The organism is Halorubrum sp. SD626R, from assembly GCF_001261915.1.
Taxonomy (GTDB): Archaea; Halobacteriota; Halobacteria; order Halobacteriales; family Haloferacaceae; genus Halorubrum.
This window is the reverse complement of sequence record NZ_CVRT01000147.1, coordinates 1-21,280: the sequence shown is the minus strand read 5'-3', so window position 1 is coordinate 21,280 and position 21,280 is coordinate 1. Positions and strand designations below refer to the sequence as shown.

Genomic DNA, 21,280 nt, shown 5'->3' with positions numbered 1-21,280 from the left:
GTTCGTAAATAGGCGGAGCGGGCGACCCGCGTCCGGGAGCCTTCGAGCCTCTACGCGTCGAAGTAGGCCGCGGCGCCCTCGTGCAGCTCGATCGACATCCCGTCCTGCGCGCTGTCGACGGTGATGAAGTCGGTCTTGATCGTGAGCTCGTCGAGGTTGTCGAAGATGGCCGCGGTGACCGTCTCGACGGTGTCGGCCGGGACCTCGGCGTTCGTGGCGATCATCGCCTGCACGGCGACGGTCTCGACGTCCTCCTCGACGCCGCTGTACGTGCCGCCGGGGATGGTGTCGTTCGCGAACCAGGAGGCGTCCGCCTTGACGGCCTCGCGGTTGTCGCCCGCGATCGGGACGATCTCGACGTCGTTCGTGTTCGCGAGCTCCTCGATCGCGCCGACCGGCCAGCCGCCGACGACGAAGGCCGCGTCGATGTCGCCGTTGGCGAGCTGTTCGGACGCCTGCGAGAAGCCGGCGTTCTGCTCGTTGTAGTCGGAGATCCCGAGCGACTCCAGGATCTGCTGGGCGTTGACCTGCGTCCCCGACCCGAGGTCGCCGGTGTTGATCGTCGCGCCGCTCAGATCACTGACGGAGGAGATGTCGCTCTCAGCCAGCGTGACGAGCGTGATCGTCTCCGGGTACAGCGTCGCGACGCCCTGCAGGTTCTCGATCGCGTTGTCCTGGAAGGCGTCGATGCCCGTCCCGTTCTTCGCGAAGGAGGCGATGTCGTTCTGGATCAGCGCGAAGTCGGCCGACCCGTCGGCGAGGCTGCCGACGTTCTCGACGCTCGCGCCCGTGGACTGGACGTTCAGCGTGAAGTCGGTGTTGGCGTCGACGATCGTCTTGAACTCGTTCGAGAGCGGGAAGTAGGTCCCGCCGGTCCCGCCCGCGTGCCAGCTCAGGCGCGACTCGGAGTCGCCGCCGTCGGAGCCGTCGGACCCGTCGGAGCCGTCGTCACCGTCCATCCCGTCGTCGCCATCGGAGCCGTCAGACCCGTCGGAGCCGTCCGAGCCGTCACTCCCGTCCGAGCCGTCGCCGCCGTCTCCCGAACAACCGGCGAGGCCGATCAGGCCCGCGGCCGCGGTTCCCTTCAGAATCTGACGACGATCGATGCTGTCGATGTTGTAATCGTCCGGCATGTTTCCGTAATCTGATCGCTTCCGTATGTAGTTGTCGGTGGAATCCGGATCGAAAGGGACCGCTATATATACGTACGATCCCTCAGAAATCATACGATTCCCTCGATACCGCCCGTGATCCCCGCCGCCGATCGACGGGTCCGCGGGCCCCCCTCGCCGCCTCAGGCCTGCTCGGCGCCGTAGACGACGTTGACGCTGACGCGCACGCTCACGTCGCCGGTCTCGATCCCGGTCGCGGCGTCGCCGCCGTCGGCACCCCCGGCCGCCGCCTCGGCGACGCGGTACGGCGTCACCCCGCCGTCCGCGGTGGAGACGCTGTACGCCCCGGTGACCGCCAGTCCGCTGGAGTTCGCCAACACGGCCGCGTCGTCGTCGGCGTTCGCCATCGCGTTCTCGATCGCCGCCGAGCGCACCTCGTTCTCGCGCTCCTCGCTCAGCCCGAACTCGATCCGCTCCACCTCGTCTGCGCCCGCGTCGATCGCGACGTCGACGACCTCGCCGACCGATTCCACGTCGTCGACCGTGACCTCGTAGCTGTGGACGCCCTGGTAGGTCGTTCGGTTCGGGTTCTCCCGCGTCTCGAAGGACTCGCGCACGTCGTAGCGCTCGGTCCGGACGTCGTCCTCGCCGAGGCCCCAGTCGGTCAGCGCCGCCCGGAGCGACTCGTCGCCGGCGGCGAGCTCGTCGCGGACCGCCGCCGAGTCGTCGCCGGTCGCGGTCACCGCCACAACCAGCGTGGCGCGGTCCGGCTCGGCCGTGGCCTCGCCGGTCGCGGTCACTTCGATGCTCTTGTCGAGCGCCGGTTCCTCGCCCGGGGCGCTCGCGCCCGCCCCGGCGTCGCCGGTCGAGCCGGCGAGCCCCGCACAGCCCGCCAGCCCGACGAGTAACGCGATCCCGACCGCAGTCGCCAGTCTTCGATCCATACCCGCCCCGTCGCCCGGAGACCGTAATAAGCCGCCGGTGAGACAAACAGCCGTTTGCGCTATCGCGCGCACCGCCCCGCGACGGGGGCGATCACGCCGCGTCGTCCGTCTCGTCGTTCCGGTCGTTCGCCTCCGCGTCGCCCGTCTCGCCGCCCGCCTCGTCCGCCTCCTCGTCGTCCGGGTCGTCGTGGTCCGTGACGACCGACCGCTCCGGCGAGGGGCCCTCTCCGCCCTCGGCGTCCGAGCCCCCGTCGTCCGCCGCCTCGCGGTCTCCCTCCCCGTCTTCCGGGTCGTCGTGGTCGGCTATCACCGTCGAGTCGGCGTCCGCCTCGGCGGACTCGTCGCCCTCCCCGTCCGAACCGCTGACAGCGAGGGGCGCGGGACCGGAGTCGTCCGGTCCCGAGAGCGCCGCCCCCTGCGACGCGTCGGGATCGCGTTCGACCCCCCCGTCCGGGGGACCGGTGACCCGCCGTCCCGAGCCGAACAGCCGATCGCGGATCGAGCGGCTGCTGGGGCGTTCGGCGAGCAGCACCGAGCAGTCCACGTCGTGGATCACGTCGAGGTGCAGCGAGTCCGAGACGAGCCGCGAGAGGAGCCCCTTCTCCGTCGCGCCGATGACGACGAGGGTGCTCTCCGCCGCCTCCCGCGCGATGGCGCCCTCGACGTCGCCGCCGTCGTCGACGACCCGCCGCGCGTCGGCGAGGCCGTGCTCCGTCGCCCACCCGGCGAGGAACTCCTCGCCCGCGGCGCGCTCCCCCGCCCCGTCGACGACGTGTAACAGCGTCACCTCGGCGCCGGCGGTCCGCGAGAGCACGCCCGCCACCTCCGCGCCGAGCGTCGAGTCCGGGCCCCCGGAGGTCGGGAGGAGGACCTTCGAGGTGTCTAAGTCGCTCTCGCTCAGGATGAGGAAGTCGCAGGGGAGCTGGTTGGTGAGCTCGTCGACGGGGCGCTCCGCGCGGGCGGCGCTCCACAGCTGGTCCTCGCCCCACCCCATCAACACGGCTTCCGGGCGAGTCCGGCGGGCCATGTTGAACACCTCCTCGAACGAGCGGTGCGAGACGACGGTCGACGTCGAGACGTCGACGCCGTGTCCCTCCGCGGTCTCGCGAAGCCCCTCCATCCCCTCTTCCGAGACGTCCGCGATCCGGCCCGCGCCGGCCGCCAGCGACATCCGCTCCGGCGCCTGCACGACGTGGACGATGTGGACGAGCCCGTCCTCGTGGTCGCTGGCGAGGCGGCTCGCGAGCTCGACGATCGGCCCGTCGGTCCGCGGGTTCGTGATCGGGACCATGATCCGGTACCCCTCGTTGGCGAACAGCGTCGCCTCCGTGGCGTCCAGGATCGGGACGTACGAGCGCCCCGCGGCCCGGCCGAGCGCCCACTCTGGCACCGTCAGCCGGCGGGTCATCCCCTCGAAGCGCGCCTCTTCGAGCCGCTCCTCGCTGGTCTGGAAGTAGTTCACCAGCGTGACGAGGACCACCCCGCCGATCGTGTTGCCCAGGAGCACCGGGAGGACGAACTCGCCGAGCCCGCCGACGAGGGTGATCCCGCCGTCGTACAGCCCGAGCCGCTGCGCGAACAGCAGGTACAACACTTCGGTGAAGGAGACGACGACGTGGTAGAGGTCCCCGAGCGGGATCGCGAGGAACGCGAGGTAGACGACGAGCAGGCGGGTGACGGAGTTCGTGGAGGCGAACCCGACCCAGACGACGCCGGCGACGATGAGCCCCGCCATCGCGGCCTTGAAGAAGAGCGGCCAGAAGCCGACGTCGAGCCCCCCGGACGAGATGTAGATCGCCGAGTCGACCGTGTCGCCCGAGAAGACGCCGCCGTACGAGAGCACGACCGCCCCGAACGCGCCGCCGGTGAAGTTCCCCGCGAGCACGATGGTCCAGTGGCGGAGCAGGGTCGGGAGGCTCGCGAGCCGTTCGAGAGTCAGCGCGACCGGCGGGAGCGTGTTCTCCGTGTACAGCTGGTAGCCGCCGATGATGATGTAGACGAACCCGAGCGGGTACAGCAGGACGCTCAGGATGGGGTGGCCGTCGGTCGACGCCGTCAGCGAGGCGTACAGCATGAAGGTGATCGTGATCGCCAGCCCCGCGGCGACGCCGCTGAAGAACAGCTCGCGCCCGCCGGAGGTCACCTCCTCGTCGGCGGCGGCGATGATCCGCTGGAACACCTCGTCCGACGAGAAGCGGTCCCGGACCGCCTCGCCGACCGCCGGCGCCCCGCTCTGCGAGCGCTCGACGACCTCGCGTATCGAGTCGTCGTCGGGCTCTGTCGAATCGGTCACTGTGCCTACCGTCTGTGGCGGCCTTAAAAAGTACTTTCTCTCGCGCCAGCGATCGCCAGCAGCGTCAAACGTCGCGTTTCGGCGCGAGAACGCGTGCGGTTCCGGGCGAACGCCCGGCGGTCGGGGCCGAGCGCCCGAGCCTCAGGCCCGCTCGATCGATAACGAGCCCCGAGCGTCAGGCGCGCTCGACGGTCACGAGCCGCACCTCCACCCGCACCTCCTCGCCGATCGTGGCCTCGATCCGGCGGTCGAGCGCCTCGGCCACGCCCTCGATACCGGCGCCCGGCGGCGCCCCGACGGTGACCACCACGCGTTCGGTGTCGAGCGGCGGGACCGTCCCGCCGCGCTCGACGTCGAGTTCGAGCAACTCCGTCGCGGGCTCCATCGCGGCCAGCTCGTCGCCGACGGCGGTCCGGATGTCGGACTCCGTCGTCGAGGCGACGTACGACTCGTAGGTGACGCCGCCGAGGAACACCGACAGCACGGCGATCGCGGCGACGAGGACCGCGACGCGCTTGAGGAAGGCCGCGCGGGCGTTGTCCTCGCGGAACCACCGCTGGGGCCGGTACCCCTTGTACCACAGCATCACCAGCGCCGAGAGGTTGATAGAGAGGACGTTCACCGCGACGATCACGCCCGCGCCGACCACGAGCCGGGGGATCTGGAACGCGATCCCGATGCCGACGGCGGCCGCCGGCGGGATGAGCGCCACGGCGATCATCACGCCGACCAGCGTCGCGGAGACGCCGGTCATCAGCGAGACGATCCCGGCGATCCCGGCGCCGATCGCCACGACGAGCACGAGGACGTTCGGGGCGAGCCGCTCGGAGACCTCGGCGAGTTCGAGCGGGTCGATACCGGGGGGGACGAGCGCCAGCGACCGGACCGCGAACGCGAACGCCGTCGCGGCCGCGGCCGCGACGACGACCCCGAGCACCTGCATCCGCACGCCGCGCCGGAACATCTCCTCGTCGTCGACGACGGTCCCGATCGCGGCCGACATCGCGGGGCCGATCAGGGGGGCGATCACCATCGACCCGACCACGGTCGCCGGCGAGTCGAGCAGGAGGCCGGCGGTCGCGATCACCGCCGAGATCACCGTCATCAACACGTACGTGCCGAAGCCGGACGCGAGGTCGTCGGCCTTCGCCTGCAGCTCCTCCCGGGAGATGTGGTTGCCGCCGCGGTCGGAGTCCTCGGCGTACTCCTCCTCCAGCGCCTCGAACCGACGCGAGATGACGGTCTCGGCGGCGACGATGACCGTGTAGGTGCTCTCGTCGATCCCCGCCTCGCGGAGGCGTTCGAGGACCGGCTCGACCGCGGCGGTGGGGAGCGGGAACGTCGCGACCGCGGTGTACTCGCGCCCGCTCGTCTCGTCGGTGACGACGTAGTCCACGCCCTCCTCGTCGAGCGCCCGCACGACGGCCGCGCGCTTCCCGGCCGGGATCATGACCTGAACGAGTCGCACGGTGGGCGGTCACGCCGCCGGTTCTTATAACGGGCGGTGGGACGCACGGGCCGCGCCGGGACGGACCGGGCCCCGCCGGTCTCGCGAGAAACGGAACTTTAATGCGCGAATCCCTCGCACCTTCGGACAAGAATGCTCTCGCCGCTGGCTATCGACACGTTCCTGCTCGATTACCATCTCGGGCACGTCATACTGCTCGGGTTCATCCTCTCGCTGCTCGGAGCCGCGCCGCTGAAGTCCCAGCGCGTGATCGCCTCCGTCTTCGGCGGCTTCGGGCTCATCTTCCTCGTCTCGCCCTACACGACGATGCCCAAGACGTACATCCTGATCGGCATCCCGCTGATCCTCATCGGGACGCTGCTGTGGACGATGGCCGACGGCTGACCGGCGCGCGAGACGCCGTCGATCGCCGCCCGAGTCTCTACTCCCGCCCGCGTTCCCCTCGTTCCCTCCGCTTCCCTGACTCTAAAGCGGCGCGGCCGGGGGCGGTCGCTCCCGCCGCCGCCGTTCGATCCCGCTCCTTTTTGCACCCCCGGCGACACTCCCCGCCATGGTCACGGTACGGGCACCCGCCACGAGCGCGAACCTCGGCAGCGGGTTCGACGTGTTCGGGGCGGCCCTCACGCGGCCCGCGGACGTCGTCACCGTCGAGAAGGCGGCGGAGACGACGATCGAGGTCACCGGCGTCGGCGCGCAGTACATCCCGGAGGACCCCGAGAAGAACACGGTCGGCGCGGTCGTCGAGGCCCTCGACGCGCCCGCCCACATCCACATCGACAAGGGGGTCCGCCCGGCCTCCGGGCTCGGCTCCTCGGCCGCCAGCGCCGCCGGTGCCGCGGTCGCGCTCAACCGGCTGTACGGCCGCGGGCTCTCCCGCTCCGAGCTGGTCCCCATCGCCGCGGAGGGCGAGGCGGTCGTCTCCGGCGTCGCCCACTCGGACAACGTCGCCCCCTCGATCCTCGGCGGGTTCACGGTGACGACGAGCGAGGCGACCCACGCGGTCGACGCCGCGGTCCCGCTCGTCGTTTGCCTCCCCGACGTCGCCGTCTCCACTCGCGACGCGCGCCGGGTAGTCCCCGACAGCGCGCCGATGGGGGACCTGGTCGAGACCGTCGGCAACGCGGCGACGCTCGCGATCGGGATGTGCCGCTCCGACCCCGCCCTCGTCGGCGCCGGCATGAGCGACCCCGTGGTCACCCCGGAGCGCGCCCGCCTGATCACGGGGTACGACGAGGTGCGCGCCGCCGCCTTCGACGCCGGCGCCGCGGGCGTCACCGTCAGCGGGGCCGGCCCCGCCACCATCGCCGTCTGCCGCGAGGACCGTCGACGAGGGGTCGCCGCCGCGATGCTCGACGCCTTCTCCGAGGCCGGGATCGACGCCCGCGCCTACCAGACCCGGATCGGGCAGGGGTCGACGGTACTGGAGGAGTAGGGACGAGGCGAGTGGCCGACGGAGCGGCTGAGAATTCTTCATAAATAGAACTGCGGTGGCGTGCGCCTCCGAGCGCCCCTCGGGCGCGAGGAGCACGCGCGAGGGAGGAGCGAGCCGCGCGAGTCGTCGCGGCTGGGGCTTTGGAGGTGGTCTCTGTCACAACGGCTGCGACGACGTATTGCCGAGCGGCTGGGGCTTTGCAAACGGTTTACCACATCGTCACGCACCCGACACCCGTTCAAAAGCGACCGAACGCAGGAACCGGGAAACCCGCTATTTAAACGCCGCGGCCCTGCAGCTTCTCCTCTTCGGCCATGTCGGCGTTCGACTGGCCCTTCATGCCCTTGCCCGGGCTCTTCGCGATCCCCTTGAGCGTCTCGGGGTCGTCGTAGTTGTTGACCGCTGCGACGACGGACTCGCCCATCGCCGGGGGGTTCTCCGCGCCGAAGATGCCGGACCCGACGAAGATACCGTCACAACCGTGCTGCATCATGAGCGCGGCGTCGGCGGGCGTCGCGATACCGCCGGCCGCGAAGTTGACCACCGGGAGGCGACCGCGGTCCGCCGTCTCGTGGACGAGCTCTCTGGGAGCGCCGTGTTCGCGTGCCCACTCGTCGCGCTCCTCGTACGCCATCCCCTCGAGCTGGCCGATGGCGCGCTGGATGTTGCGCTGATGGGTGACCGCCTGGTTCACGTCGCCGGTTCCCGCCTCGCCCTTCGTGCGGATCATCGCCGCGCCCTCGTCGATGCGGCGGAGCGCCTCGGGGAGGTTCCGCGCCCCGCAGACGAACGGAGCGGTGAACTCGCGTTTGTCGATGTGGTAGCGGTCGTCGGCCTGCGTCAGCACCTCGGACTCGTCGACCATGTCGGCGCCCGCGGCCTCGAGGATCTGTGCCTCGGCGGTGTGGCCGATCCGGGCCTTCCCCATCACCGGGATCGACACCTCTTCGATGATCTCTTCGAGTTTCCCGGGATCGGCCATCCGAGCGACGCCGCCGCGCTTACGGATGTCGGCCGGGACCGATTCGAGGTGCATCACGGCGACCGCGCCGGCGTCTTCGGCGATCCGGGCCTGCTCGCGGTTGACGACGTCCATGATGACGCCGCCCTTCTGCATCTGTGCGAAGCCGCGCTTGACCAGGTCAGTCCCGCGCTTTAGCCCCTCGAGATCCGTGTCCTCTGCCATACGAGATCCATGGGTCGCCGACCACTTAACGGGTCGCTTTCGGCCGGAACGGGACGCGTCCGGGGTCGCCGTGATCGCCGCTCCGTCGCCACCGCAACGCCGAAGTCCTCGGCCGGCGGAGACCCGTCCGTGACTACCGGAGCCGTCCTCGCCGGCGGGCGTTCGACCCGCTTCGGCGACCGCGACAAGGCCGTCGCCGAGCTCGCCGGCGTCCCGATGATCCGCCGGGTCGCGGACCGGCTCGCGGGGACGGACGACCCGGTCCCGCCGGGCGCGGCCCGCGCCGCCGGCGGCGATCCCGTCGTCGACGAGCTCGCGGTCAACTGTCGCCCCGACCAGCGCGAGGCCATCGCGGCGGCGCTGCAGGGAATCCCCCTCCCGGTGACGTGGGCGCTCGACGACGAGCCCGGCCTCGGGCCGACGGCCGGGATCCGCAACGCCTGTCGGGCGGCCCGGTCGGAGTACGTCGCCGTCGTCGCCTGCGACACCCCGTTCGTCGACCCCGCGTTCCTCGCCTCGCTCCGCGGGGACGCCGCGGGGCGCGACGCCGCGGTCCCGCGGCTCGACGACCGCTGGCTCCAGACGACGCAGGCCGTCTACCGCGCCGACGCGACGGCCGACGCCTGTGACCGCGCGCTCGCCCGCGGCGACCGGAAGGTGGTGGCGGCGCTCGACGAGCTGGACCGCGTCGTCGTCGGCGACGAGACCATCCGCTCGCGGACGACGGAACGGACGTTCACGAACGTCAACACGCGGGCGGAGCTCGCCGAGGCCGAGGCCGCGATCGCCGAGGCGCTCGGGACGGGCGACGACGACGGGCGAGAGTGACGACGGGCCCGACGACCCCGCCCCCGGAGTCGGCGCCGACGCCGCTCAGTCCTTCAGGAGCTCGTACGCCTCGTTCAGCTGCTTGAACGCCTCCTCGTCGCCGTCCTCGCCGTCGGGGTGGAGCCGCTTCGCCCGCTCGCGGTAGGCCTCGCGGATCGTCTCCTGGTCCGCGGTCCGGTCGAGGCCGAGCGCCTCGTACGCGTCGCGCTCGGTCATCCCGCGGCTCCGCGGCGCTCGGTCTCGGGGGTCGCGTCGCCCGCCCGCGGCGCCCCTGCCGGGACCGCGTGCGCCTCTGGAGCCGCCGGCGGCCGCGCCGCCGAACCCGCCGTCGGTGGCGCCCGCGGTCCGACGCGCGGACCGGCGGTGCTCGGCCGTGCGGGCGCGGCGCCGCGCCTGCTCGCGCTCCCCCGGTCCCGCCCGCGCCGCCTCGCGGCGGACCCGGTCGCGGAGCTTCCCGCTGGCGTGGTACCAGAGGAAGTACGCGACGACCCCGAACGGGACGGCCACGGCCAGCAGGACGGGCGAGACGACGACCCCCGCGACGAGCAGCAGGGCCGTCAGCCCGATGAACGTCGCCGCCATGCCGACGATGATCGTCCGGTTCGTCACGTGCGTACTGAGGCGTCCATCGTTGTAAGGCTCCCGGCGGCCCGCGGTGCGCGCCCCCGCTCGGCGGGCTCCTCTCGCGCCCGCCGCCCTCCGTACCGTTTATGCCCGCGGGCGCCCCGGTTCGCGGTATGTCCACCCCGGACCGAGCGGTCGCGACGGGGCTTCCGCCCGGGATCGCCGAGGCCCGCGGGGAGCTCACGCCGATGCTCTCGCAGTACGCGGACCTCTGTGCCGCCCACGAGGACGCCCTGGTGCTGTTCCAGGTCGGCGACTTCTACGAGGCGTTCTGCGAGGCGGCCGAGGTCGTCGCGCGGGTCTGTGAAGTGACGCTCACCGAGCGCTCGGACTCCACCGGCGACTACCCGATGGCGGGGATCCCCATCGACAACGCCGCCCCCTACCTCGAATCGCTGCTCGACGCGGGCTACCGCGTCGCCGTCGGCGACCAGGTCGAGGACGCCGAGCAGGCGTCCGGCCTCGTCGACCGCGCCGTCACCGAGGTGATAACGCCCGGCACCGTCGTCGAGGACGACCTGCTGGAGGCCGGGACGACGAACTACGTGGCGGCGGTGGCGGCCGGAGGCGAGGGGAGTGACGGCGGCGGAGACGTCCCGGGCTCCCCGACCGTCGGCCTCGCCGCCGTCGACGTCTCCACGGGCGAGTGCCTCGTCACGTCGGGCGACCGCGACGCGGTCGCCGGGGAGCTCGACCGAATCGCGCCGGCGGAGCTGATCGCGGGGCCGGACGCCCCCGCGTTCGAGCCCTCGGACGTCGAGAACGGCTGGACGGTCCACGAGTACGACCCCGAGGTCTTCGAGCGGCGCGCCGCGACCGAGCGCTTAGAGCCGTACCTCCCGGCGCCCGACCGCCGGTTCGAGGCCGACGCGGAACTGCGGGCGGCCGGCGCCGTGCTCGCATACGCCGAGTACACGCAGGGCGACGACGGCCCACTCTCGTACGTCACCCGGATTCGGCGGTACGACCCCCGCGACCGGCTGCGGCTCGACGCGGCCGCGCAACGCAGCCTGGAGCTGTTCGAGAACCGCGGGCTGGGCGCGAGCGACACCCTGTTCGACGCGCTCGACGAGACGAGCTGCGCGCTCGGCCGGCGCTGTCTGGAGCGGTGGCTCCGGCGCCCGCTCGTCGACGCCGACGCGATCCGGAGCCGCCACGACGCGGTCGGCGAGCTGGCCGACCGCACGCTGGTCCGCGAGGGCGTCGCCGACGCGCTCGGCGCCGCCTACGACCTCGAACGCCTCGTCGGCCGCGTCTCCCGCGGGCGGGCCGACGCCCGCGACCTCCGCTCGCTGCACGCGACGCTCGCGGTCGTCCCGGAGTTGAAGGCGACGCTGGCGGGAGATGGCGGGGACGACGCGGACGGGACGGACGACAACGACGCCGACCACCCCCGCACCGACCACCTCCGCGGCCTCCGCGACCGCCTCGACGAACTGACCGAGATCCGCGAGCTGATCGACGAGGCGATCGCGGTCAACCCCCCGCCGGAGATCACCGACGGCGGCGTGATCCGCGAGGGGTTCGACGACGACCTCGACGCCCTCCGCGCCACCGAGCGCGAGGGGCGCGAGTGGGTCGCCGACTTGGAGGCGAGCGAGCGGGAGCGCACCGGGATCGACTCGCTGTCGGTCGGCCACAACCAGGTCCACGGCTACTACATCGAGGTGACGGACGCCAACCGCGACCGGGTCCCCGACGACTACCGCCGCCGGCAGACGCTGAAGGACCGCGAGCGCTACGTGACCCCCGAGCTCAAGGAGCGCGAGGAGGAGATCGTCGGGGCCGCCGAGCGCGCCGACGCCATGGAGTACGAGCTGTTCGCCGACGTGCGCGAGCGCGTCGCGGCCGAGACGGAGCGGGTCCAGGGGCTGGCGGACGCGCTCGCCGAGCTCGACGCGCTCGCGTCGCTGGCGACCGTCGCCGTCGAGTGCGACTACGTCCGCCCGGAGATCGCCGACGACCCCGACGCCGGGATCGAGATCGAAGGGGGTCGCCATCCCGTCGTCGAGCGCGCGGAGGCGTCGTTCGTCCCGAACGACGCCGACCTCCCCCGGGGGTCGGTCGCCGTGATCACGGGGCCGAACATGAGCGGGAAGTCGACGTACATGCGCGCGGTCGCGCTCGCGGTCGTGCTCGCGCAGACCGGGTCGTTCGTCCCCGCGCAGGCCGCGACGCTGCCCGTCTTCGACCGGCTGTTCACCCGCGTCGGCGCCTCCGACGACATCGCGGGCGGCCAGTCGACGTTCATGCGCGAGATGAGCGAGCTGACGGAGATCCTCCACGACGCCGGGCCGGACTCGCTCGTCCTCCTCGACGAGGTCGGCCGCGGCACCGCCACCACGGACGGGCGCGCCATCGCCCGCGCGGCCGTCGAGTTCGTCCACGACGAGCTCGGCGCCACCGCGCTGTTCGCCACGCACTACCACGGGCTCACCGACCTCGCCGACGAACGCGAGCGCGTCTTCAACCTCCACTTCACCGCCACGCGCGAGGACGGCGACGTGACGTTCCTCCACCGGGTCGTCCCCGGCGCGTCCTCCTCGTCGTACGGCGTCGAGGTCGCAGAGCTCGCCGGCGTCCCCGCGCCCGTCGTCGAGCGCTCGCGGTCGCTGGTGGCCGCCTCCGAGGGCGAGCCGTCCGGGGACGGGACCGCGCCCGAGGAAGGCGGATCGAGGAGTCCGGACGCACCGCCCGACGAGGTGGCCGAGCCGCCCGACGGGGCGGAATCGGACGACGCCTCGCTCCGCGAGTTCCTCGCCGAGGAGGGCGCGGGCGACGACGCGGACGCCGACGGCCAGAGCGCGAGCGCCCCGAACGCGACCGACGCGACGCCCGACGACACCGGTAACACGGCCGACGCGGGAGCCGACGCCGGGAGCGGCCTCGCGAGCGAGCTCCGCGACCTCGACCTCGCCCGAATGACGCCGATCGAGGCGCTGAACGCCCTCCACGACCTCAAGTCGGGGCTCGACGATGGCGGGTGAGGAGCGCGGAGACCGCGTCCGCCGGCTCGACCCCGCCACGGTCGATCGGATCGCCGCGGGAGAGGTGGTCACCCGCCCGGCGCGGGTCGTCGGCGAACTGATCGACAACGCGCTCGACGCCGGCGCCTCCTCGGTCGATGTCGCGGTCGACGGCGACGGCACCGACCGGATCCGCGTCGCCGACGACGGCGAGGGGATGAGCCGCGCGGACGCTCGCCGCGCGGTCGAGCGCCACGCGACGAGCAAGCTCGCGCCCGACGGCGACCCGGTCGGCGTCGCGTCCCTCGGCTTCCGGGGCGAGGCGCTGGCCGCGATCGCCGACGCCGCGCGGCTCGAACTGACGACGAGCGACGGCGAGGCCGCGGGCACGCGCGTGGTCGTCGACGGGACGGCGAGCGACTCCGACCCGGAGGAGCCGACCGTCTCCGACGCCGGCCACCCCCGCGGCACCACCGTCGTCGTCGAGGACCTGTTCGCGACCCGGCCCGCGCGCCGGGAGTCGCTCGCGGGGCCGGCCGCCGAGTTCGCGCGGGTCTCGTCGCTGGTGGCGGACTACGCGCTCGCGAACCCCGAGGTCGCGTTCGCACTGGAACACGACGGCTCGAACACGCTGTCGACGCCGGGGACGGGCGTCACGGACGCGCTCTTTGGCGTGTACGACCGCGAGACCGCGAGCCGGTCGACCGAGCTCGCGGCGAGCGTCGAGGTCGGGACCGACGGCGGGGAGTCCGTTCCGGTCGCGGTCGCCGGCGCGCTCGCGTACCCCTCGGTGACGCGCGCCTCCCGCGACCACGTCCGCGTCTCGGTGAACGGGCGCCCGGTGCGGAACGACCGGCTCGCGGCCGCGGTCCGCGCCGGGTACGGGCGCCTGCTCCCGGACGACCGCGAGCCGGTGGCCGCGGTCGACGTCGCGGTGCCGCCCGCCCGCGTCGACCCGAACGTCCACCCCGCGAAGCGGGAGGTCGGGCTGCGTGACGCCGACCGGGTCGCGGACGCGGTCGAGTCGGCGGTCGCCGACGCGCTCACGGGCGCCGACCTCCGACGGAAGGGGGAAGTGAACACCGGGATCGACTCCGCGCTCGACCCGGTCGGCGGCGACGAGGGCGAGCCCCCCGCGGCGTTCGCGGACGCGGAGCCGATCGGCGTCTTCCGCGACCTCTACCTCCTCGTCGAGGCGGGCGACGAACTGCTCGTCGTCGACGGCCACGCCGCTCACGAGCGCGTGAACTACGAGCGGCTCGCGCGGGCCTTCGCCGACGAGCCGGTGCCGACCGCCGCGCTCGACCCGCCGGCGACGGTCTCGCTGTCGGCCGACGAGGCCGCGGCCGCGGAGGCCCACGCCGACGCGCTCGCCGCGCTCGGCTTCGAGACGGAGCCGTTCGGCGGCGGGACTGTGAGGCTGCGCTCGGTCCCGGCGCCGTTCGGGCGGGCGGCCGACGCGGACGCCTTTCGCGACGCGCTGGCGACGCTCGCGGGCGGCGAGTCGCCGCGTGACGCTCGGGAGGCGCTGCTCGCCGACCTGGCGTGTCACCCCTCGCTGACGCGCGGCGAGGTCGGGGCGCTGTCGCGCGGCGAGCAGCGCTCGCTCCTGGACCGGCTCGGCGAGTGCGACCGACCGTACGCGTGCCCGCACGGGCGCCCGACGGTCCTGTCGGTCGACGCGGCGACGTTCGCGGCCGGGTTCGGTCGCGACCGGTAGGGCAACGGTCGGAGTGGAGACGGTGACGACCGATACCTATTAGCACGCTCGGGACGCGCGTGGTCGTATGGACGAGCCGACCGAGCCGACGCGGGGATCCCTACCGGCGGAGCGGTCTAGCTCTCGATCGGCGGCGGACGGCCTCCGCGACCTCGTCGAGCGCCTGCTCGACTGGCTCCGGGGTCGACGGGGGTCGGCGCTGGCGGGCGTCTCGACGGCGACGACGATGCGGAACGTCGTCGACGCGGACGCGCTCGCCGAGGAGACGCCGCCGAAGTGGGAGGTCGGACACGACGTGGTCACGTACGGCAGCGGGACGCTCACCGACGCCCTCGTCTTCCGGCACGCCCCCACCAGACAGGAGCTGGTGGTGATGCCGGAGCGGAACACGGACCCGGCGGGCGAGACGAGCTTCTACCACGCCGACCGCGCCCGGGGGGTCCGTCACCTGTTGTCGATCCGCGCCGACTCGCTCGCCGCGGCGCTCGACTACATCCTGGACCGGATCGGTCGGTTCGAGCGGCTGTTCACCGGGCGAGGCACGGAACTGCCGAGCGGCTACACCGATTCGGCGGAGCTGTGAGGAGGGCTCGCGTCGCGGCGTCAGGGTGCCGCTCCGACGCTCTATCGGCGCCCTCAGGCGGGTCGGTCGCTCGCCCGCCCGTCCCCGGCCCGCCCCTCGCCCTCGTCGTCGAAGCGCTCGACGCGCTCGACCGTCTCGTCCGCCTCCGCCGTCTCCGGCGGGTACGAGACGGTGCGCTGGGGGTAGGGGATGGAGATCCCGGCGTCGGCGAACCGCTCCTGGATCCGCTCGACGGCAGTCGCCTTCGAGCGCCAGCGCGCCTGCGGGGTCGGTGGGTCGATCCAGAAGCGGAGGTCGAGCAGGATCGCGGAGTCGCCGAAGCCGGACGGGATCACGTACGGCTTCGGGTTGTTGGCGATCGTGTCGATCTCCTCCAAGACGTCCTCGGCGATCCCGCTGGCCTCGTCGGGGTCGTCGTCGTAGCCGATCCCGACCTCCATGTGGATGCGGAGGCGGCCCTCGCGGCTCCGGTTGGTGATCGCCTGGTTGGTGACGAGGTCGTTCGGGACGACGACGTACTCGCCGTCGAAGTTCCGCATGTGGGTGTTCATGATCGTGATCTCGGTGACGAACCCCTCCTCGTCGCCGATCTCGACCCAGTCGCCGATCTCGAACGGGCGCGCGAACATCAGCACGAAGCCGGCGATGAGCGAGCCGAGGGTCTGTCTGGCGGCCATCCCGAGCACGATCCCGAGGAAACCCGCCCCGACGAGGAGCCCGCCGAGGTTCACGCCCCAGATCCCGAGGACGGTGACGCCCGCGATCACGAGCAGCCCGACCTGCATGATCCGGCTGAGGAGCTGCTCTTGGTGGGCCGTAATGCGGTCGCTGTCGGCGGAGAGGTCGGCGACGTACTCCTCTAACACGTCGCTCGCGACGTAGGCACCGCCGAGTAGCAGCACCGAGAGGAGGGCCCGGCCGGCGACGGTCGCGGCGTTCTCCGCGATCGGGAGGACCGCGACGACCACCGAGAACCGCCCCCACAGCGTCAGCACGGCGACGGCGGCGAGCGCGAACAGCCCGAGCTGGAGCACGGCGACGAACGCTCGGAGGCCGAACGAGACGGGCACCGCCTCGCGGAGCGTCTCGACCGAGGACTCGCCGCGGCCGTCGAGGAAGCGCTCCAGCCGCTCCGCGGCCACCCGCTCGCCCGCGCCGACGACGCGCGGGAGCAGCAGCCAGCCGATCAGCGTCGTCAGGAGGAGGATGCCGACGGTCAGCGCGAGGCGGGCCTCCGTGGTCGCGACGCTGCCGAGCGTCGCCTCGATCCGGGGGCCGAGTTGCGCGGTCACTCTCCGGGCTATCATCGGCTCCGTTATAAATGACTCCCTGCAGTTCCCGGTTCGGAGAGCCGGCGCTCGGCGTCCGGCGACCCCGCCGACCTCACCGCCCGCGCCGGAGCTCCTCGATCAGCCGCTCGATGAGCTCGGACTGCCGGTCGAGGCGCTCCGACTGCTCCTCGACGGCGCGGCGCAGCTCGGCCACCTCGGTCGCGAGGTCCTCGCCCTCGACGCCCGCGCTCTCGAACGGCGAGCCGCCGAAGCCGTCGTCGGTCGGGGCCGCCGCGTCGTCACGCGCGGCCGGCTCCCCGACCCCGCCCGACGCGGTTCCCCCGGACGCGGCGCCCTCGGTCGACGGGCCTCGGTCTCCGGGAGTCCCGTCCGCGGCGTCGCCCGCGAGGTCGGTCTCCGCGACCGGATCGCTCCCGGCGGTCCCGCCCAGCGGATCGGACTCGCTCGACCCCTTCGCGACCGCGTCGTCGCTCGCCGTCCCGGCGGCGGTCTCGCGCGCCGTGCCGGCGTCGTCGGTGCCACCGACGCGATCGCGGGTTCGCCTCCCGGCCGCGTCGCCCGCGGGCGCCGTCCCGGACTCGTCGTCGGCTCCGGTCGCGGCGGACGGGTCCGCGTCGCCGACGCCTGCAGAGAGCGGGTCGTCCATCGCGCTCGCCGCGCCCTCGGGGCCGCCCGCCTCGCCCTCTGCCTCGGCGTCGGCGACGGGCGAGGGGGAGAGGGGGTCGGGGCCCTCGCCGAAGTCGGTCGTCCCGTCGCCGCCCGCGTCCTCGTCGGGCTCGTCGTCGGCGACGGCGACGCGGAACTCCTCTAGGCTGTCGACGTCGTGGTAGTCGCAGACGGCGTCGACGAGGGTCTCGCGGACCGCGCGGGCGGACTCGTTCGGGGCCTTGAAGCGCTCGGAGCGGCCGCCGTGCGCGAGGACGACCGCGGTCGCGACGGTCCCCTCCTCGAAGTCGAGGCCGGTGAGGTCGGCGTACGGGAACTCCTCGAACTCCTCGTCCCAAACCGCGGCGCCGACGTGTTTGACGAGCCGGTCGCTGGTGACGACGAGGGTGAGCTCGGAGAAGCGGAAGGTGCGGAGGACGGACTCGCCGGGGTCGGTGACGCCGGTCGCGGAGAGGACGCCGGCGAGGATCGGGTGCAGGGCCTCGTCGGCGCGCTTCGCCGGCAGCGAGAGGGTCTCGTCGCCGTCGAGGCCGTAGCCGAGGGTGAGTTTCGCCTTGCGGCGGCCCGTCGAGACCGCGATGCGCTCGACGTCGTGGGAGTACTCCGCGACCGTCTCGTCCGACAACAGCCCGTCGCCGCGATAGACGAGCGTCCGCGTCGGCGTGACCGCGAGCCGGTCGTCTCCCCCGAGCGAGACCTCGGCGACGACGTCCTCGTCACCGACGGTCTCCGCGAGCAGGTCGGGAAGGCTCATACCCCGAGGATTCGCCCCGTCACGCATAAATCCGCGGGGTCCGAGTCCGAGCGCCTCGGCCCGAAGAGGGACCGGTCTCGGGACGCCCGCCGCCTCTGTCACCGCCTCTCACCCCTCCGACGGATGGGAAGGTTAAAGGGTCTCATCGCGGTACGAAAGCGTGAGGCCGGGTGGCTTAGCTGGACATAGCGCCGCACTCATAGGGTTCGGAGATTCGGTGCGGTGACGCCTTGGAAGCGTCCGCGTCCTTCCCGTGGCTCCGCCGAGCCTCGGACCTGGGACATGCGGAGATCGTGGGTTCGGAGCCCACCCCGGCCATATAACATATCGTTAATATGGACAGTCGTAAGCCCCTCTAGCCGAGGAGTCGGGCGGACTCGACACGAGTCACGTTGCGTCGAACGTTCACGCCCGGCGCGCGGTCCGGCGTAGGTGGAAGACGATCGGGAACGCGGCCGCGAACACAACGACGCCGACGAAGGCGCGTGCGACGGCGGCGAGACCGACAGTCGTCGCGGGTGACACCTCGAAGTCCGTGAGGACCCAGAGCCCCAGTATCGAAACGAGAGCGAGTGCCCACAGGCTCCCACCGAGGAGCTTGAGCGGGGGCTGATACCCGTCGAACGACGGGTACGTGTACTCGTCACCGCCGCGACCACCGGACGCCATACGTCATCTGTCATCTCTCATTAACAAATAACCAACCATTTCTTGCACTCATATTAGATTAATTAAACATATCCGCGGGCCGGTCCCCGAGTAGCGCGTCGCGAGTCCGCTTCCACGACTCAGAGCGGGAGCGCCGCCCCGGCGACGAGCGCGCCGGCGGCGACGACCGCGCCGAGTCCGAGCAGGGCGTAGTTCGCGACCGGATTCGCGGCCCTGAACAGGTCGAGCGTGTAGTGGTCGTCTCGCACCGGCGCGAACGGCTCGATCCCCATCGGCGTGAGCGCGTCGGCCAGTAGGTGTGAGACGACAGTCAGCGCGCCGAACAGGAACGCGACCCCGCCGAAGAGCACGGCACCGAGGACGCCGCGCTGAAGCCCGAGGATCGCTCCGGCGACGCCGAACACGGCACCGACCGCGAGCGCGAACCACACGGTGTGAGTGATCCCGCGGTGCTTCACGAACGGGACCCTCATATCGAGGTCCGGAATCATCGCCGTCGACGCGACCGCCGCCGCGACGATCGCGCCCGCCTCCATCGAGGCGAGCGCGGCGAGGACGAAGCCGAACGGTGCGTAGACGACGAGCGACGCGCCGATGTGACCCTTCTGGTACATACGTGTGTTTCAACGGCAACTGAAAAGGCTGTTACGCGCCCACGCGTGGATCGAGGAGCGTCGCCTCCGGACGCCGATCCGATCAACAGGTTCGCCGTCGGTGACCGACTCGCCGCGAGCGACGATCTCGTCGGTCGCGGAACGAGTCTCGCGGCCGGAAACACCGCGTCGATTCGATTATTTTATTAGAATTCGTCGAGACGTTTCCCTCACATGGCCCTCCAACTCAGCCGTGCTGTTAGCGACGGTTTCAGGCGTACCTTCACCCGAGCCGGCGCGGTCCTCTTCGTCGGGCTCCTACTCATCCAGTTCGGGATTCAAACCAGTGTCAACACCGCCGTGGTCGGCTTCCTCCCGCCAGAGGCCGCGGCGCAGTTCAGCGGGGAGGCCGGGCTCGTGCTCCCCGTCTCCGGCGGCGTTGGGATCGCGCTGTTCGTCGCGCTCACCCTCGTGAGCTCGGCGTACTTCGTCGTCCTCTCGCGGACGTTCGCCCAGCCGCTCGGCCGGGCGTCGACGTTCCCCCCGGCGCTGACCGAGCGCCTCGGGCGCGCCACGCTCGTCGCGCTGGTCGGTGGGATCGTCGTGAGCGTCGCCGTCACGGTCGGGTTCGCCCTTCTCTTCTTCCCGGGGCTGTTCCTCGCGGCCTCGTTCCTGTTCTTCGTCTTCGTCGTCGCCGTCGAGGACGGCGGCGTCATTGGGAGCCTCAAGCGGAGCTGGGGGCTCGCCCGCGGCTCCCGCCTCAAGCTCGCCGTCCTCGTGTTCTTCTCCGGAGTGTTCGGCCTCGTGTTGGGCGGGGTCACGTCCGTGATCGGCCTCGTCGGCGAGCCCCTCGTCGCCGACCTCGCTACCGTCGCCCTCTCTGCGGCCTTCTTCGTCCCGTACTACGGGATCATCGCGTCGGCGTACCTCCAGCTGCGCGACGGGCGACCGAACGCGAGCAGGACGACGGCCGAGCCGGTCGACGCGTCGCAGACGCCGAAGCTCTAGCGACGCTCAGTCCTCGTCGCCGAGGATCACGCGGCGCGTCATCGCCTCGGGATCGAGCACCTCGTCGGCCTCGTCCTCGGTGAGGTATCCGGCCTCGACGGCGGCCTCGCGGACGCTCTTCCCCTCCTTCAGCGCCGTCTTCGCGACCTTCGACGCCTTGTCGTAACCGATCGCGGGGTTCAGCGCGGTCGCCAGCGCCATCGACTGCTCGACGCGCGTCTCGCAGTGCTCCTCGTTGGCCGCCAGCTTCGCGACGAAGCGCTCGCCGAACGTCGCCGCGGCGTTCGAGAGCAGCTCGGCGGACTCGAGGAAGTTGTGCGCGATGACGGGCTTGTAGAGGTTCAGGTCGATCTCGCCGCGCGCGGCTCCCGCGGAGATCGCGGCGTCGTTGCCGACGACCTGCTTGTGGACCTGGTTCACCGACTCGGCGACGACCGGGTTGATCTTGCCGGGCATGATCGAGGAGCCGGGCTGGTTCTCCGGCTGCTCGATCTCTCCCAATCCGTTCCGTGGGCCGGAGGCGAGCAGCCGCAGGTCGTTGGCGATCTTGTTCATGCTCCCGGCGATCGTGCGGAGCGCGCCGTGCGCCTCCGCCATCGCGTCGTGGGCGGCCTGCGCCTCGAAGTGGTTCTCGGCCTCGCGGAACGTCGTGTTCGTCTCGTCGGAGACGTACTCCGCGGCGAGCTCCGGAAAGTCGGGGTGGGTGTTGAGCCCCGTGCCGACCGCGGTGCCGCCGAGCGCGAGCTCGCGGAGGTTCGACTGGACGCCCTCGGCGCGCTCGATCCCCTTCGCGACCTGCGTCCGGTAGCCGCCGAACTCCTGGCCGAGCCGGATCGGTGTCGCGTCTTGGAGGTGCGTGCGGCCGGTCTTGACGACGCCGTCGAACTCCGTCTCCTTGGCTTCGAGCTCGGCGTGGAGGGTCTCCAACGCGGGCACGAGGTCCTTCTCGACGGCCTCCAGCGAGGCGACGTGCATCGCGGTCGGGATCACGTCGTTGCTCGACTGGCCGTAGTTGACGTGGTCGTTCGGGTGGACGACGCGGTCGCCGATCTCCGCGCCCGCGATCTCGGCGGCGCGGTTGGCGATCACCTCGTTGGCGTTCATGTTCGAGGAGGTGCCGGAGCCGGTCTGGAACACGTCGA

General features: G+C 72.1%; 18 protein-coding genes and 1 tRNA gene. 8 read left to right on the top strand and 11 right to left on the bottom strand.

The window, feature by feature from the left end; all coding sequences use genetic code 11:
• Nucleotides 1-50: 50 nt before the first annotated feature.
• The 4 genes from SD626R_RS14335 to SD626R_RS14320 form a co-directional block, all read right to left on the bottom strand.
• Nucleotides 51-1,133: a TAXI family TRAP transporter solute-binding subunit gene (locus tag SD626R_RS14335; RefSeq protein ID WP_092567010.1), complete on the bottom strand. Its 1,083-nt coding sequence runs from the start codon at nt 1,131-1,133 to the stop codon at nt 51-53.
• 161 nt (nt 1,134-1,294) lie between these two features.
• Nucleotides 1,295-2,056, bottom strand: a complete 762-nt coding sequence (locus tag SD626R_RS14330; RefSeq protein WP_092567009.1) for an SIMPL domain-containing protein — start codon at nt 2,054-2,056, stop codon at nt 1,295-1,297.
• A 91-nt stretch (nt 2,057-2,147) separates the two neighbouring features.
• Entirely contained in the window at nt 2,148-4,349 is a 2,202-nt protein-coding gene (locus SD626R_RS14325) for a formate/nitrite transporter family protein (protein ID WP_092567008.1), read from the bottom strand.
• A gap of 175 nt (nt 4,350-4,524) precedes the next feature.
• Nucleotides 4,525-5,799, bottom strand: coding sequence for a TIGR00341 family protein (locus SD626R_RS14320; RefSeq protein ID WP_092567028.1), 1,275 nt, complete (start codon nt 5,797-5,799; stop codon nt 4,525-4,527).
• A 150-nt stretch (nt 5,800-5,949) separates the two neighbouring features.
• Here SD626R_RS14320 and SD626R_RS14315 point away from each other — a divergent pair, with 150 nt between their 5' ends.
• Both SD626R_RS14315 and SD626R_RS14310 read left to right on the top strand, forming a co-directional pair.
• Nucleotides 5,950-6,201 carry a DUF8006 family protein gene (locus SD626R_RS14315; protein WP_092567007.1) on the top strand — a complete coding sequence of 84 codons (252 nt, stop codon included), beginning with the start codon at nt 5,950-5,952 and terminating at the stop codon, nt 6,199-6,201.
• Nucleotides 6,202-6,367: 166 nt separating this feature from the next.
• Nucleotides 6,368-7,249, top strand: coding sequence for a homoserine kinase (locus SD626R_RS14310; protein ID WP_092567006.1), 882 nt, complete (start codon nt 6,368-6,370; stop codon nt 7,247-7,249).
• Between the two features lie 277 nt (nt 7,250-7,526).
• Here the strand turns inward: SD626R_RS14310 and pdxS are convergent, their stop codons facing one another.
• Nucleotides 7,527-8,435 (bottom strand): pyridoxal 5'-phosphate synthase lyase subunit PdxS, encoded by a 909-nt coding sequence (pdxS, locus tag SD626R_RS14305; RefSeq protein WP_092567005.1) that lies wholly within the window; start codon nt 8,433-8,435, stop codon nt 7,527-7,529.
• A gap of 129 nt (nt 8,436-8,564) precedes the next feature.
• On the opposite strand from pdxS, the gene SD626R_RS14300 reads away from it, so the two are divergent.
• The gene (locus tag SD626R_RS14300) at nt 8,565-9,263 is read left to right on the top strand and encodes a molybdenum cofactor guanylyltransferase (protein WP_092567004.1); all 699 of its coding nucleotides are present in this window, start codon (nt 8,565-8,567) and stop codon (nt 9,261-9,263) included.
• Between the two features lie 45 nt (nt 9,264-9,308).
• On the opposite strand, the gene SD626R_RS14295 is transcribed toward SD626R_RS14300, so the two are convergent.
• On the bottom strand, nt 9,309-9,872 hold the full coding sequence (locus tag SD626R_RS14295) for a J domain-containing protein (RefSeq protein WP_092567003.1): 564 nt from the start codon (nt 9,870-9,872) through the stop codon (nt 9,309-9,311).
• Nucleotides 9,873-10,000: 128 nt separating this feature from the next.
• On the opposite strand from SD626R_RS14295, the gene mutS reads away from it, so the two are divergent.
• The 3 genes from mutS to SD626R_RS14280 all read left to right on the top strand — a co-directional run bounded on the left by mutS (nt 10,001) and on the right by SD626R_RS14280 (nt 15,156).
• Complete coding sequence (gene mutS, locus SD626R_RS14290) at nt 10,001-12,874, top strand: DNA mismatch repair protein MutS (protein ID WP_092567002.1); 2,874 nt, start codon at nt 10,001-10,003, stop codon at nt 12,872-12,874.
• Nucleotides 12,864-14,573 carry a DNA mismatch repair endonuclease MutL gene (mutL, locus tag SD626R_RS14285; protein ID WP_092567001.1) on the top strand — a complete coding sequence of 570 codons (1,710 nt, stop codon included), beginning with the start codon at nt 12,864-12,866 and terminating at the stop codon, nt 14,571-14,573. The genes mutS and mutL overlap by 11 nt, the downstream gene beginning before the upstream one ends.
• 67 nt (nt 14,574-14,640) lie before the next feature.
• Complete coding sequence (locus SD626R_RS14280; RefSeq protein WP_092567000.1) at nt 14,641-15,156, top strand: hypothetical protein; 516 nt, start codon at nt 14,641-14,643, stop codon at nt 15,154-15,156.
• A 53-nt stretch (nt 15,157-15,209) separates the two neighbouring features.
• Here the strand turns inward: SD626R_RS14280 and SD626R_RS14275 are convergent, their stop codons facing one another.
• A complete protein-coding gene (locus SD626R_RS14275) occupies nt 15,210-16,448 on the bottom strand; it encodes a mechanosensitive ion channel family protein (RefSeq protein WP_176697333.1) in 1,239 nt (412 codons plus the stop codon).
• 91 nt (nt 16,449-16,539) lie between these two features.
• Nucleotides 16,540-17,868 carry a DUF7115 domain-containing protein gene (locus tag SD626R_RS14270; RefSeq protein WP_092566998.1) on the bottom strand — a complete coding sequence of 443 codons (1,329 nt, stop codon included), beginning with the start codon at nt 17,866-17,868 and terminating at the stop codon, nt 16,540-16,542.
• Nucleotides 17,869-18,032: 164 nt separating this feature from the next.
• On the opposite strand from SD626R_RS14270, the gene SD626R_RS16945 reads away from it, so the two are divergent.
• A tRNA-Met gene (locus SD626R_RS16945) sits at nt 18,033-18,186 on the top strand.
• A gap of 87 nt (nt 18,187-18,273) precedes the next feature.
• Here SD626R_RS16945 and SD626R_RS14260 read toward each other — a convergent pair.
• Together SD626R_RS14260 and SD626R_RS14255 are read right to left on the bottom strand one after the other, a co-directional pair.
• The gene (locus SD626R_RS14260) at nt 18,274-18,537 is read right to left on the bottom strand and encodes a hypothetical protein (protein WP_092566997.1); all 264 of its coding nucleotides are present in this window, start codon (nt 18,535-18,537) and stop codon (nt 18,274-18,276) included.
• Between the two features lie 119 nt (nt 18,538-18,656).
• A complete protein-coding gene (locus tag SD626R_RS14255; RefSeq protein ID WP_092566996.1) occupies nt 18,657-19,151 on the bottom strand; it encodes a metal-dependent hydrolase in 495 nt (164 codons plus the stop codon).
• Nucleotides 19,152-19,364: 213 nt separating this feature from the next.
• On the opposite strand from SD626R_RS14255, the gene SD626R_RS14250 reads away from it, so the two are divergent.
• Nucleotides 19,365-20,138 carry a DUF7847 domain-containing protein gene (locus tag SD626R_RS14250; protein ID WP_092566995.1) on the top strand — a complete coding sequence of 258 codons (774 nt, stop codon included), beginning with the start codon at nt 19,365-19,367 and terminating at the stop codon, nt 20,136-20,138.
• 6 nt (nt 20,139-20,144) lie between these two features.
• On the opposite strand, the gene SD626R_RS14245 is transcribed toward SD626R_RS14250, so the two are convergent.
• Nucleotides 20,145-21,280: class II fumarate hydratase (locus SD626R_RS14245; protein WP_092566994.1), on the bottom strand; the 1,136-nt coding region annotated here is incomplete at its 5' end.